Here is a 13,634-nt window from a genome sequence, read left to right as displayed (position 1 = left end):
AGCGAGGAGCGAGGGATATCTTATCTTCCCCTCACTCCTGACTCCTCACTCCTCACTCCTTCCTTACCCCTTACCCCTCAACTATGAGACCAGGATTATCAAATCAGTTCGACTACGTAAAAATTGCGATCGCCTCGCCCGACCGAATTCGGGTCTGGGGAGAAAGAACCTTGCCTAACGGGCAGTTGGTAGGTGAGGTGACGAAGCCAGAAACAATTAACTATAGAACGCTCAAGCCAGAAATGGACGGGCTGTTTTGCGAGCGGATCTTCGGTCCGGCAAAAGATTGGGAGTGTCACTGCGGTAAGTACAAGCGCGTCCGCCATCGGGGGATCGTTTGCGAGCGTTGCGGTGTGGAAGTTACAGAATCCCGCGTTCGCCGCCACCGGATGGGATTTATTAAACTCGCGGCTCCAGTTGCCCACGTTTGGTATCTCAAGGGCATTCCCAGTTACATTTCAATTTTGCTAGATATGCCCTTACGGGATGTCGAGCAAATCGTTTACTTTAACGCTTATGTCGTCCTCAAGCCAGGTAATGCCGAGACCCTAACTTATAAACAACTGCTCAGCGAAGACCAGTGGATTGAGATTGAAGACCAACTTTACAGCGAAGATTCTACCCTAGAAGGTATAGAAGTAGGGATTGGGGCTGAGGCATTAGCGAATTTGCTCTCGGATATCAAACTGGAACCAGAAGCAGAAACGCTGCGGCAAGAAATTGGTACGGCAAAAGGACAGAAACGGGCAAAACTAATCAAACGGCTGCGGGTGATTGACAACTTTATCGCCACTGGCTCGAAACCAGAGTGGATGGTGATGAGTTACATTCCGGTAATTCCTCCCGACCTACGCCCGATGGTGCAGCTTGATGGCGGACGATTTGCTACGTCTGACTTAAACGACCTGTATCGTCGCGTGATCAACCGGAACAACCGTCTGGCGCGCTTACAAGAGATTTTGGCTCCTGAAATCATCGTCCGTAACGAAAAGCGGATGCTGCAAGAAGCTGTCGATGCTCTGATCGATAACGGTCGGCGGGGACGCACGGTGGTAGGCGCAAACAACCGTCCGTTGAAATCCTTGTCAGATATTATCGAAGGGAAACAAGGTCGCTTTCGGCAAAACTTGCTCGGAAAACGGGTGGACTATTCGGGACGCTCGGTGATTGTTGTCGGACCGAAACTCAAAATTCACCAGTGCGGTTTGCCACGGGAAATGGCGATCGAGCTGTTCCAGCCCTTCGTAATCCACCGTCTGATTCGCGGTGGAATTGTCAACAATATTAAAGCTGCGAAAAAACTAATTCAGCGCAATGACCCTAGCGTGTGGGACGTTCTAGAAGAGGTGATTGAAGGACACCCAGTCTTGCTCAACCGCGCTCCAACACTCCACCGCTTGGGGATTCAATCTTTCGAGCCAATTTTGGTAGAAGGTCGTGCCATTCAGCTCCATCCTTTGGTCTGTCCGGCGTTCAACGCTGACTTTGATGGCGACCAGATGGCGGTTCACGTACCTCTATCTTTGGAATCGCAGTCAGAAGCAAGATTGTTGATGCTAGCTTCTAACAATATTCTGTCTCCAGCAACAGGTAGACCGATTATTACTCCCAGCCAAGATATGGTTTTGGGCTGTTATTACTTAACTGCCGAAAATCCCAACAACAATCGTGGTGCTGGCAGTCACTTTGCATCGCTCGATGACGCGATCGTAGCTTACGAGCAAGAGCGAGTAGACCTACATGCTAAAGTTTGGGTACGCTACGACGGCAAAGTAGAGACGGCGAAGCCAGACAGCGAGCCTTTAAAAGTAGAACAGCAGGGCGATGGCACTGTAACTAAACACTTTCGCGAACGACGAGTCCGAGAGGATAGTAGCGGTAATTTGCTGTCGCAGTTCATCCTGACAACTCCTGGTCGGATTATTTACAACAAAGCAATTCAAGACTCGATTGTCAGCTAGGGATTAGGGGCTGGGGACTAGGAAAAATGCAAAATTCGCAATTAACTCACTCCCCCTGTAAGGGCGGGTTTAACAGCAGAAGGATTTATTCCAGAACAGGTATCTTCAAAAAACCCGCCCCTACGATTCCCCACCCATCACGCGCCACGCACTACTCACTACTCACTACTCACTAAAAACATGGCAGACGGTAAGGAATTTATTTTTCGCAACCGCGTAGTTGGTAAAAGCCAGCTGAGAAATCTAATTGCTTGGTCGTTCACGACTTACGGCACTGCTCGCACGGCAGTTATGGCAGATAAGCTGAAAGATTTAGGATTTCGCTACGCGACGAAAGCAGGGATCTCAATTAGCGTTGACGATTTGATGGTTCCGCCTTCTAAGCGATCGCTCTTGGAAGCTGCCGAAGCCGAAATTAGAGCAACGGAAGCGCGTTACCAACGGGGAGAAATCACTGAGGTCGAGCGTTTCCAAAAAGTGATCGACACTTGGAACAGTACCAGCGAAGCCCTCAAAGATGAAGTGATGAATCACTTCGAGCGGACAAATCCGCTGAACTCGGTACACATGATGTCTATTTCTGGAGCGCGGGGTTCGATCGCTCAGGTGCGGCAGTTAGTCGGAATGCGCGGGTTGATGGCAGACCCTCAAGGGGAAATTATCGACTTGCCAATTAAAACAAATTTCCGCGAAGGGCTGACCGTTACCGAATACATTATCTCGTCCTACGGGGCAAGAAAAGGTCTGGTAGATACGGCGCTGCGCACGGCTGACTCCGGTTATTTAACACGACGCTTGGTAGACGTATCCCAAGATGTAATCGTACGGGAATTTGACTGCGGTACGACCCGCGCCATTCCCGTGCGCCCGATGATGGATGGCGATCGCACTTTGATTCCGATCGGCAATCGCTTGCTGGGTCGAGTCGCGGCAGTTGACGTGATCCACCCAAAAACGAAAGAAGTTTTGGTGCAGAGAAACCAGCCGATTCATGACGAATTGGCGCAGGCAGTAGATAAAGCAGGTATCCGAGAAGTGATGGTACGATCGCCCCTCACCTGCGAAGCAGCGCGATCGGTCTGCCAGCACTGTTATGGCTGGAGTTTGGCACACGCCAAGATGGTAGATTTGGGTGAAGCGGTGGGGATCATTGCCGCTCAAAGTATTGGCGAACCAGGCACGCAGCTCACCATGCGTACCTTCCACACGGGCGGCGTATTTACCGGAGAAGTGGCGCGACAAGCACGGGCAGAACAAGACGGCACGATTCGGATGCCGCGCAATCTCCGCAATCGTCCGTTTAGAACCCGCCACGGGGAAGACGCGCTGATGGCGGAAAACAACGGGGCGCTGACTTTGGAGCTTGCCAATGGCAGTAAAGTGAATATTCCCGTCAACCAAGGTTCGATCGTCTATGTCAATGACGGTCAGACAGTGACAACCGGGCAACTAATCGCTGAAGTCCCCGTTGGCAACCGTACCACCAGAGTGAATACGGAAAAAGTGACGAAAGACGTAGCTTCGGACTTGGCAGGAGAAGTCAAATTTGCGGATGTCGTCGCCGAGGAAAAGACCGACCGTCAAGGTAACACGACGACGACTGCATCTAGAGGCGGCTTGATCTGGATCTTGTCGGGAGAAGTTTACAACTTGCCCCCAGGTGCAGAACCAAGCGTCAACAACGGCGATCGCGTCGAAGCGAATAGCGTCTTGGCGCAGATGAAACTGACCAGCGTGCATGGGGGTGTCGTGCGCTTACCCCAAGCTGCTGATGGGGCGCGGCAGCGAGAAATTGAAATTATTACTGCCTCTGTGGTTCTCGATACGGCTACCGTGCGATCGGAAAGCTTCCAAGGTCGCGAGCATTACACGATCGAAACAAATAACGGTCAACAATTTTCGCTCCTAGCGACCCCAGGCACAAAAGTGCAAAACGGTCAAGTTGTCGCAGAGCTAATTGACGATCGCTACCGCACTGCTACTGGTGGAATTGTGAAATTTGCTGGTGTAGAAATCGGGAAAAAAGGTAAGGCAAAGCAAGGTTACGAAGTCGTCAAGGGTGGAACCTTGTTGTGGATTCCTGAAGAATCTCACGAAGTCAATAAAGATATCTCCCTGCTGATCGTCGAGGACGGCACGTATGTCGAAGCGGGTACGGAAGTCGTGAAGGATATCTTCTGCCAGAATAGCGGCGTTGTCACCGTGACTCAGAAGAATGACATTTTGCGCGAACTGGTGGTGAAGCCAGGGGAATTGCTGATGTTAGACGACCCAGAAGCAGCACTCGGCAGAGACGGAACTCTAGGTCAGCCTGGAGAAGAAATCGTCCCAGGACATACCCTATCCGAACTGCGTTATATCGAGTATGTCGAATCGCCCGAAGGTCCAGCCTTACTGCTACGTCCCGCGATCGAATATGCCGTACCAGATGTTCCACCCGTACCCAGCACGCAATCCGTTAACCAATCGGGTCGCCGGATTGAGTTGCGATCGATGCAGCGTATTGCTTTTAAAGATTCCGAGCGGGTGAAGTCGATTGAAGGAGTAGAACTGCTGCGGACGCAATTGGTTTTGGAAATCGAGCAAGACACGAGCGGAGAACACGGTAGTTCGCCAATGGTGGCAGATATCGAATTGATTCCCGATGCAGAAGATCCCGAACTCCAGCGCTTGCAGTTGGTAATTTTGGAGTCTTTAACAATCCGCCGCGACGTAGCCGCTGATGCTACCCAAGGCAGTACTTCGACCACATTACTCGTAGAAGACGGGCAGAACATTCCTCCTGGTGCAGTCGTGGCACGGACGGCAATTCAGTGCAAAGAAGCCGGAGAAATTCGCGGTATTCGCGAAGGTGCAGAAGCCATTCGCCGCATACTGGTGTTGCGAGAAAGCGATCGCCTATCCATTCCAACCAAAGAACGTCCTCAAGTCAAAATTGGTGACTTGGTGGTAGCAGGTATGGAAATCGCTCCGGGAGCAGTTGTGGCTGAATCCGGGCAAGTACTGGAAATTAAGAAGGCAACGGGAGACAAAAAAGAGCAGGAACAACCAGGTGATGGAGCGTTGGTTAGCAACGCTTATGAAGTGGTTGTACGCACAGGTCGCCCTTATCGCGTCAGTAACGGTGCGGTATTGCAAGTCGAAGACGGCGAACTGGTTCAACGGGGCGATAACTTAGTGTTGCTGGTCTTTGAACGGGCAAAAACCGGAGACATCATTCAGGGTTTACCCAGAATTGAGGAACTACTGGAAGCACGCAAACCAAAAGAAGCCTGTATTCTTGCCCGTGCTGGCGGTACGGTGGAATACAATCGGATTGAGGATGAAACTGTTGCCATTAAGGTGATTGAAGATTCTGGAAATCTTACCGAGTATCCAATTGGACCTGGGCAAAATGCCATTGTCTCTGATGGAGCGCACATAGAGTTAGGTACGCCACTGACCGACGGTCCAGCAAACCCCCATGAAATTCTGGAGATTTTCTACAATCGCAATGCTGCCGAGGGTGTTTATGCTAGTGCGCTGGAAGCTTTACAGCGAGTCCAGACATTTCTAGTGAATGAAGTTCAGTCCGTCTACCAGTCTCAAGGCATTGATATTTCTGACAAGCACATCGAAGTGATCGTGCGTCAGATGACTTCCAAGGTGCGGATCGACGATGGTGGCGACACAACCATGTTGCCAGGGGAGTTGATCGAACTGCGGCAAGTCGAGCAGGTCAACGAAGCGATGAGCATCACTGGTGGGGCGAAAGCACAGTATACGCCGATGCTCTTGGGTATTACCAAGGCATCGCTGAATACAGATAGCTTCATCTCAGCAGCTTCGTTCCAAGAAACGACGCGGGTACTGACTGAAGCAGCGATCGAAGGTAAATCTGATTGGTTGCGGGGTCTGAAAGAAAACGTGATTATTGGACGTTTGATTCCAGCGGGAACTGGTTTTAACACCTACGAAGAAGTCAGTACGACCAGTACTGACGATTTCGACACCATGTCAACCAGCGTCTTTGATGATGGTGACGATGCCATGGATGTCGTCCTCGACGATCGCACGGCTCGCGCCTACAACCTAGAAGGCATGGGAGATAGCTTCGGTTTCGATCGCAACTCTGCCATCCTGGATGAAGATGACGATCTGATGATCGACGACTCTTCAGCTGGCGACATAGATGATGACGATGATGACGATGATGACGATGACGACTTCGACGACGACGATATCTAACTAAAAAATAGGGTGGGCAATGCCCACCCTATTTGTTTTCTGCCAAGAGGCAAAATTTTGCCTCTCGATAAACAAAATCTCTTATTTGAGCGAAGCGCTTTGCAACTCTCCCGTGCGGACGGAAAGCTGTTGAGTTCGATCGCCCCGCCGGACTTTGACTTGAATCGCCTGCCCGACTTGAGTATCCTCAACTAAACTTTGTAGTTGTTCGGCTTTCGTAATCGTCTGCCCGTCTACTTGGACGATGACATCTCCCCGACGCAATCCAGCGGCAGCAGCAGGTGAGTTGGGTAAAACTCGCACTACTAACACGCCATTCACTTCGGGAATTTGAATCGTCGAATTAGGATCGCTGTTATTTTGTCTTGCCAACGAGGGGGTAAGGGTTTCCATTTGTACCCCAATATATGGGTGGGCAACTTTCTCGCCTCGAATTAACCGATCTTTAATCGCTTTAGCTTTGTCAATTGGAATTGCAAAACCGATCCCCATCCCGTCAGCGCGAATCGCCGTGTTGATGCCAATCACTTCGCCGCGATCGTTCAATAGCGGACCCCCAGAATTACCAGGATTGATCGCCGCATCGGTTTGAATGAAATCTAGCCGCTTGTCGGGAATGCCAACTTGAGCGCTAGAACGCTTGAGAGTGCTGACAATACCAAGGGTGACGGTGTTATCTAATCCCAAAGGATTTCCCACGGCGATCGCCCAGTCTCCAACCTGGACGCTAGAAGAGTCTCCCAAAGGTGCTACGGGCAAATTTTTGCCATTGACTTTAATTGCTGCCAAATCGGTAACTTCATCTACACCTTGCACCTGACCTTCCAAAACACGCCCATCTTTTAAAGTTACCGTCACCTTATCGGCTTGAGCGACAACGTGGGCATTGGTTAAAATCTCGCCGCTAGAATCGACAATGAACCCAGAACCCAATCCTTGTAAACGTTCGGGTGGCAATTGTTGGGGAAAGTTTTCGCCAAAAAAACGGCGGAAAAATGGGTCGTCTGAAAAAGGATCGGGTAGGCGGCGCGTAATCGTGCGTTCTGTGTCGATGCGTACCACCGCTTGTCCGACGCGATTAACTGCCGCAGTCACAAAGCTGTTGGGCTGAATGGCAGCTTTTTGAGTTGGGGTTGGTGGTGTGGGAACTTGGGAAATCGTTGCTTGAGGGACTGGGTCTGCTTGTGACGGTAGTACCTGCAAACAACCGCTTAGAAATACACCTATAACAATCGCCAACACATAAGAACTGAGTTGGCGCACATACTGCATAACTTTTCCTAATCGCATAGAATCAATCGAACTCAGTGAACAGTTATCAGTTATCAGTTATCAGGGAACAGCAACTAACAACCGTCTTCACGGCGTGTAGCGGAGCGCGTTTACTGTCAACTGTCAACTGTCAACCAACAACTAATAACAACCCTTTTAGGATGTCATATCTAATATTTTGGCAAAGCTTGCAGCAGATAGCGGAAAATGACTCAATTGCTCTAGGCTAGAATTTGAACTATCTCTATTAGCGGGTGCGATCGCGCATGAACGGCACAGATAAACTGACAAAAAGCTCCTCGTCAATTGCTAGGACTGAAATACTTTCCCCATCTACTGACTTAGACCTCAGTCACAGTCACGTTCACGAGCAGGGGTCGGCTCACGCTCACGTTCACGTCCATAGTGAAGAATCCCTACGCGCCGTGATCAATCGACTTTCTCGCATTGAAGGACACATTCGCGGGATTAAAACTATGGTGCAAGAAAACCGAGATTGTCCCGAGGTATTGACGCAGATTGCAGCCGTGCGCGGAGCGCTCGATCGCGTGGCTCGAATGATTTTAGACGAGCATCTGACTGAATGTATTGCTAGAGCTGCTCAAGTGGGAAATTTGGAAGACGAGATTGATGAATTGAAAAAAGCTTTGGATCGATTTTTGCATTAGTCCAGCATCGCAGAAACAAATTGCCAGCAAATCACAGCGCTAAATGCTCGTAGATTTAGACTTTTTGACTTCTGACTTTTGACTTTTGACTTCTAACTTCTCGTACTAAAACCGGACTTTATACAACTGAAATAATTCCCCTGCTTGCCGTGCCACAATTTTAGCGCCAGTAGCTTTTATCGTTTTTTCCCACTCAGATATAGGCTCCAGAAACACTTCTGCACCCAGGTAGGTTTCTAAAACTGCCCAATCTTCTGCTAGGGGTGTTTCGGGGTTGAGGATGTCGAAGACAAAAAACCCACTTGGTTTCAATACTCGCTTGACTTCTGCCATGACAGTACTCCAGTACTCGCGGGGAAAATAGCAGCTAAATCCAGTGGCGATCGCTAAGTCAAATTGAGCTGGAGAGTAGTTTAACTGGTGGGCTGGTCTTAATTCAACGCCTTTAAATAACTTTGAGTTCAACTGCGGACTGCGAGTATTCAAGGTATCCTTTGCTACTGTACTGACTTCTTGACCGTAAAAAAATGCTTGCCATTCCGTCCAAGGATAAATAAGAAAGCTAACACCGCAGCCAATATCTAGGCAAGTTTGGTTTTTCTGCGGTTGAGCCATCTCCCAAAAAGGAGAAGCCAGTCTGCCGGCCAGGATACCAGTTTTCCACTCGTGAAATATTGGCATTGCCTGCACTTCTGGCGGGAGTGCTAAATCTTGACCTTGATACTGTCGGTTAAACCGATATCCTACTTGCTTGACTGTTTCCTCCCAATTCTTCGATTGAAAGATATTGCTGCTGTGAAAGCTCTGCGAATCAGAGTTACTGTTGCTCGATTTGGACATAGTAGGAAAGTAACTAGCTGGCTATTCTTTCATTTCTGGCACAAAATCCAAATAACCCCGTGGGGTGATTATCCAATCGGCATAGGTGCGAGTACTAGAATTACCAATTAATACCGTAGATAGCATATCGACAGGTAAATCGAGTAACTTTTCTAAAGTTGTTAGGTAAATTTGTTCGTCTTGACGATAAGCCGCACGGACGATCGCGACTGGAGTGTTTGGATCGCGGTATTGCAAGAAAATATCTCTGGCGATTTGTAGTTGTTGGACGCGCGATTGCGATCGCGGATTGTAAATTGCCGTGACAAAATCAGCCATTGCTGCGGCAATTAAGCGCTTTTCAATAACTTGCCAAGGGGTGAGTAAATCGCTTAAGCTAATGGCGCAAAAGTCGTGCATTAGAGGCGTGCCGACGCGGGCGGCGGCGGCTTGCAACGCTGTAATTCCGGGAAAAACTTGCACTTGAGGCGTGCTTCCGTCCCAGTCTCCTGCTTGCAATTCTTCCATCACCAACCCTGCCATCCCGTAAATGCCGCAGTCTCCCGAAGATACCACCGCCACTGTCAAACCCCATTGTGCTAGTTCGATCGCTCTTTGAGCGCGCTGTCTTTCTTGGGTAATGGGTAAAGTTTCGATAACTTGCTGGGGTTGTAGCAGTGTTGCAATTAGTTCTATGTAGAGAGAGTAACCGATAACTGCATCCGCCGTGGCGATCGCGCTTTTGGCAGCTGGGGTGATTTGCTCGATCGCACCAGGTCCTATTCCCACGAGGAACAGTTTACCAATACGACCCGTATATTCGATTTCCGATTGGGCGATCGCGATCGTGACTGCACCCGTGAACTCGGGAGTCGGGATTCGGTAGGGGCGGGTTTGGAAACCCGCCCGTACGGGAGTTGGGGTATTGGGTTTGAAAATTTGTTTGGGAACCAATAGCGTAGGTGTTACCTTGCGATCGGAATCTGTGTGGTGCGCCTTTGTATGAGGTGGATTTAAACAAGCGCATAAAGCCGCAGCTTCAGCAACGCTGGGAGTCCCGACTTCTCGTTCTACAACTGGGGAGGGGTTAGGGACGGAAATCGCCCTCAAGATTTTAGCGGGGAAAGTCCGTAAGGGAAAATCGTAGGCGTGGCACAATTCGACTAACCCAACTTCATCAGCTTTCAGGTCGATCGTCGCAATCCCCGCGATCGCCTCTGCGGCAAGTTGATTTTCTCGGCAGATTTGCTGAATACCAGCTTCAATCAGTTGTCTTGAGGTTCCCCGTTCGCAACCGATTCCCACCCACAAGACACGGGGATGCCACTGAATTTGAGGCTGAAGGGAATTGCTAGTAGGGGCGCACGGCTGTGCGCCCTCAATCGGGCGTGGCGTAATCCAAATTTTGGCTGTTGCGTCAGGAGATAGCTCAAAACTCAAATGTGACTGCCGGACGCTGGCTGTTGATCGCCACAAGGTAGAACCAGCTTCTTGAATGACTTGTACGGGTTCGCCACGCACTACTGCCGCACTCACTTCCGTCCAATCTCCTCTCCCTTTATGCCACCCAAAGGGAACGCCCAATAAATCTATGGCGGGTAATCCTAAACTTGTAGAAGCGCTGGTTAATATTGGAGTTGCATCGATGAGCTGGGCAATTATTTTTGCGATCTTGTCAGCCCCGCCTTGATGTCCGCCGCACAGACTAATGACAAACTTTCCTGCCTCATCAACTACGACAACTGCCGGATCGGTGGCTTTGTTTTGCAATAAAGGTGCAACGATCCTCACAACTGCCCCAGTTGCCAAACAAAAAACGAAGGCGCGGTGAGATTGCCACAATTCGGCTACGTGAGATTTGAGCGAACCTGAGTAGGCTTGCACTCCGGCAAGACTCGACAGAGACTCTGGAACCCAGACTGGATTATTAGGTTGACAAATAGACCGCAATCTGTTTGCACCAATAGAAGTCGTCGCGATCGCGCACAAAGGTTGAAAATCTTGCAGCAACACAATTTTTCGATCTAAAGCTCTGATGTATAAAAAGTAAGGTGAGCATTGCTCACCCTACCCACGAACTATCACAAATGACAAATGACAAATAAACTATTCCCAAGAATCAAGATTAAAAGCTTGAAATCCTTCCCGTTCTGCTAAAGCAAACATGCTTCCCAACTGATACCAAACTAACAAACCAGTCAGTAACGTCAGGGGAACGGCAAAAGCATAAGACATCATGATGGGGAAGCCAAAAATTTCAATCCCAGAGGCAAGAAAGACGCAAACACCGACAGCCATGCCCAAAAAAGGAAAAATTAATTGTCCGGTGCGGATTTTAGCCATTGTATCGGTATCGGTGGCGCGATCGCTCGACCATTTTTGTAGCAGCTGTTTGAGCGTGCCAGAAAACGCCGCTCCAGAAGTCAAGGCGACAAACAAACCTGCAACGAGCAGGAAATAAGGCGGAGTGGACGGGTAAAACATGGAAGATACCTTAAAGTTACAAATTTTTAATTTTAATTTTTGTGACTCTCAACATCTTACCCTTTTGCATCCATCATGTATCCCCTGACCGCTCTCGATCTGGGGTAGCAATGAGTGAAAATACTGCTGTCGGGAGAATCGCCGCCGCTCTTTCTCTAGATAGATTGGCGATCGCTCCAATCGCGGCATCAAACAGACGTGCGGGCTGAATCTCATCCTTAACTAAATTCCAGATCCGCTGTACTTCTGCTGTATGCAGGCGATCGTCTTCCGTCAGTGCCATCACCAATTGTTGCCGTAGGTATTTCCCTTCTTCAGATAGAAGATACTGCAAGCCGAGTTGAGCGGTGGGTAGAATATCAAAACTATCGTCAGCGCTAGCGATGTCGAGCAAATCTTCCAACCGCTGCCATTGAAACTTACCATTTTTGAACAAGAGATTGAGTAACCTGCGCCGCAGTTCTGGGGTTTCACCCGTCAGTAACCGCCGCGCTACATAGGGATAGGCAACTTCGATAATCTTGAAATCAGGATTGAGGCTGAGGGCAATTCCTTCTTGCGTAATCAAAGAACGGATAATTAGCGCAAATTTAGAAGGTACGCGGAAAGGATAGTCATACATCAACTCCGAATAGGAGTCGGTGATGGTTTTGAAATTAAAATCTCCCACATTTTTACCGATCGCGCTACCCCAGACTGCTTCTAAAGCTGGGATAATCGGGCGAATATCAGTGTCTGGCGTGAGAAATCCTAGCTTGACGTAATCTTCTGCCAATTCGTCATAGTCTTTATTCACGAGATGCACGATCGCATCTACTAGCGTTTCTTTTGTCCGCTCGTCCAATTGATCCATCATGCCGAAGTCAATGTAAGCCATCCTTCCGTCTGGCATGGCAAACAAATTACCTGGATGGGGGTCAGCGTGAAAGAAACCATGTTCTAATAGCTGTTGCAACCCAGCTGTTACACCAATTTCGATCAATTCATCTGTATTCAATCCCGCTGCTTGGATGCTAGCAGTGTCATTCAACTTAAATCCGTTAATCCACTCCAGCGTCAGGACGCGAGTATTCGTGTAACGCCAGTAAATTAAAGGAACTTTGACGTGAGGATCGTTGCGGAAGTTGGTCGCAAACTTTTCGGCGTTCCGTCCTTCGTTGAGGTAATCAATTTCCTCAAATAACTTCGTCCCAAATTCGTCCACAATCATCGTCAGATCGTGACCGAGATTGAGCGGTAACCAAGGAGATAGCCAACTCGCCGCCCAACGCATTAAGTAAAGGTCGAGAGTAATCGTCGGGCGTAAATTCGGACGCTGTACCTTAACGGCAACTTCTTCGCCACTATGGAGCCGAGCGCGATATACTTGTCCCAAACTTGCAGCAGCTACAGGTTGTGGCGATATTTGGCTGTAAACTTCTTCAACCGAACGTCCCAGTTCGGCTTCAATCGTGCGGAAAGCGATTTCCTGCTCGAAGGCAGGTAGTTGGTCTTGCAGTTTTACCAGTTCGTCCAGAAAATCTTTTCTCACTAAGTCTGGGCGAGTGGAGAGCGCTTGACCGACTTTGATAAACGTCGGACCCAGATCGGTGAGGAGCTGCCGCAGTTGGACGGCTCGTTTGAGCTTATTTTCTTCTTCGCGATCGCGCCAATCGTCCCACTTTAAACCAAAAATAAACCCAGCAAACAACCAGACGACCTTGAAAGTCCGCGCTACAGCCAGCAAAGGACGGAAGCGATAATACTGCGCGATCGCTTCTGGATCGTAACGTTTAAGCTGAGCGAGTTGATACTGACCCACGCCTTGACTTGCCTCTTTACAATCGGATATTTACACTCGTTTACTAACCAGGGTAATCTCGTGACTACTTTTAACTACGAGTCAATCGACTTAGATTCCCAAACGGTCAACTATAGCCTTTTTAACCTGCCCTGTCGATGTCTTTTTATACGTAGAATACGTTATTTAAATTGTATCTATTCTTAACATAGTATATGAAAGTACAAATTGATAAGAAAAGTTAAGAGGAGGGGTGAGGGGTGAGGGGTGAGGGGTGAGGGGTGAGGAGTGAGGGGTGATGGGTAATTGGTTGTTGGTTGACGGTTGATGGTTGTTGCTCCTCAGCTCCCCTGCTCCCCTGCTTCCTCAGCTTCCTTGCTCCCGAGCGCTCCTGCACTCCTCGCTCCTCGCTCCTCACCCCTC

9 protein-coding genes are annotated in these 13,634 nt (G+C 49.2%); 3 read left to right on the top strand and 6 right to left on the bottom strand.

Annotated elements, in window-relative coordinates; translation table 11 throughout:
* Window positions 1–83 precede the first annotated feature (83 nt).
* Window positions 84–1,961 carry a DNA-directed RNA polymerase subunit gamma gene (locus N4J56_RS02030; protein ID WP_039715073.1) on the top strand — a complete coding sequence of 626 codons (1,878 nt, stop codon included), beginning with the start codon at window positions 84–86 and terminating at the stop codon, window positions 1,959–1,961.
* Between the two features lie 180 nt (window positions 1,962–2,141).
* Entirely contained in the window at window positions 2,142–6,188 is a 4,047-nt protein-coding gene (locus N4J56_RS02025) for a DNA-directed RNA polymerase subunit beta' (RefSeq protein WP_317104917.1), read from the top strand.
* An 81-nt stretch (window positions 6,189–6,269) separates the two neighbouring features.
* On the opposite strand, the gene N4J56_RS02020 is transcribed toward N4J56_RS02025, so the two are convergent.
* The gene (locus tag N4J56_RS02020; RefSeq protein ID WP_410500293.1) at window positions 6,270–7,478 is read right to left on the bottom strand and encodes an HhoA/HhoB/HtrA family serine endopeptidase; all 1,209 of its coding nucleotides are present in this window, start codon (window positions 7,476–7,478) and stop codon (window positions 6,270–6,272) included.
* Between the two features lie 248 nt (window positions 7,479–7,726).
* Between N4J56_RS02020 and N4J56_RS02015 the strand changes: the two genes are divergently transcribed.
* Window positions 7,727–8,128, top strand: a complete 402-nt coding sequence (locus N4J56_RS02015; protein WP_317104915.1) for a metal-sensitive transcriptional regulator — start codon at window positions 7,727–7,729, stop codon at window positions 8,126–8,128.
* 105 nt (window positions 8,129–8,233) lie between these two features.
* On the opposite strand, the gene N4J56_RS02010 is transcribed toward N4J56_RS02015, so the two are convergent.
* From N4J56_RS02010 to N4J56_RS01990, 5 genes are all read right to left on the bottom strand, one after another.
* Window positions 8,234–8,968, bottom strand: a complete 735-nt coding sequence (locus N4J56_RS02010) for a class I SAM-dependent methyltransferase (protein WP_317104914.1) — start codon at window positions 8,966–8,968, stop codon at window positions 8,234–8,236.
* A gap of 21 nt (window positions 8,969–8,989) precedes the next feature.
* Window positions 8,990–10,960 (bottom strand): precorrin-3B C(17)-methyltransferase, encoded by a 1,971-nt coding sequence (gene cobJ, locus N4J56_RS02005; protein WP_317104913.1) that lies wholly within the window; start codon window positions 10,958–10,960, stop codon window positions 8,990–8,992.
* 93 nt (window positions 10,961–11,053) lie between these two features.
* Entirely contained in the window at window positions 11,054–11,431 is a 378-nt protein-coding gene (locus N4J56_RS02000; protein WP_015152555.1) for a hypothetical protein, read from the bottom strand.
* 73 nt (window positions 11,432–11,504) lie between these two features.
* Window positions 11,505–13,232, bottom strand: a complete 1,728-nt coding sequence (locus tag N4J56_RS01995; RefSeq protein WP_317104912.1) for an AarF/ABC1/UbiB kinase family protein — start codon at window positions 13,230–13,232, stop codon at window positions 11,505–11,507.
* A gap of 220 nt (window positions 13,233–13,452) precedes the next feature.
* Window positions 13,453–13,629, bottom strand: a complete 177-nt coding sequence (locus tag N4J56_RS01990; RefSeq protein WP_317104911.1) for a hypothetical protein — start codon at window positions 13,627–13,629, stop codon at window positions 13,453–13,455.
* Window positions 13,630–13,634 lie beyond the last annotated feature (5 nt).

It is taken from the genome of Chroococcidiopsis sp. SAG 2025, assembly GCF_032860985.1.
Classification (GTDB): domain Bacteria; phylum Cyanobacteriota; class Cyanobacteriia; order Cyanobacteriales; family Chroococcidiopsidaceae; genus Chroococcidiopsis.
The sequence above is the reverse complement of the archived record's forward strand: the minus strand, read 5'-3'. Positions and strand labels throughout refer to the sequence as shown.

Coding starts and splice junctions, on each gene's coding strand:
- N4J56_RS02030 (WP_039715073.1), top strand. CDS start 84: ATGAGACCAGGATTATCAAATCAGTTCGACTACGTAAAAATTGCGATC.
- N4J56_RS02025 (WP_317104917.1), top strand. CDS start 2,142: ATGGCAGACGGTAAGGAATTTATTTTTCGCAACCGCGTAGTTGGTAAA.
- N4J56_RS02020 (WP_410500293.1), bottom strand. CDS start 7,478: ATGCGATTAGGAAAAGTTATGCAGTATGTGCGCCAACTCAGTTCTTAT.
- N4J56_RS02015 (WP_317104915.1), top strand. CDS start 7,727: ATGAACGGCACAGATAAACTGACAAAAAGCTCCTCGTCAATTGCTAGG.
- N4J56_RS02010 (WP_317104914.1), bottom strand. CDS start 8,968: ATGTCCAAATCGAGCAACAGTAACTCTGATTCGCAGAGCTTTCACAGC.
- N4J56_RS02000 (WP_015152555.1), bottom strand. CDS start 11,431: ATGTTTTACCCGTCCACTCCGCCTTATTTCCTGCTCGTTGCAGGTTTG.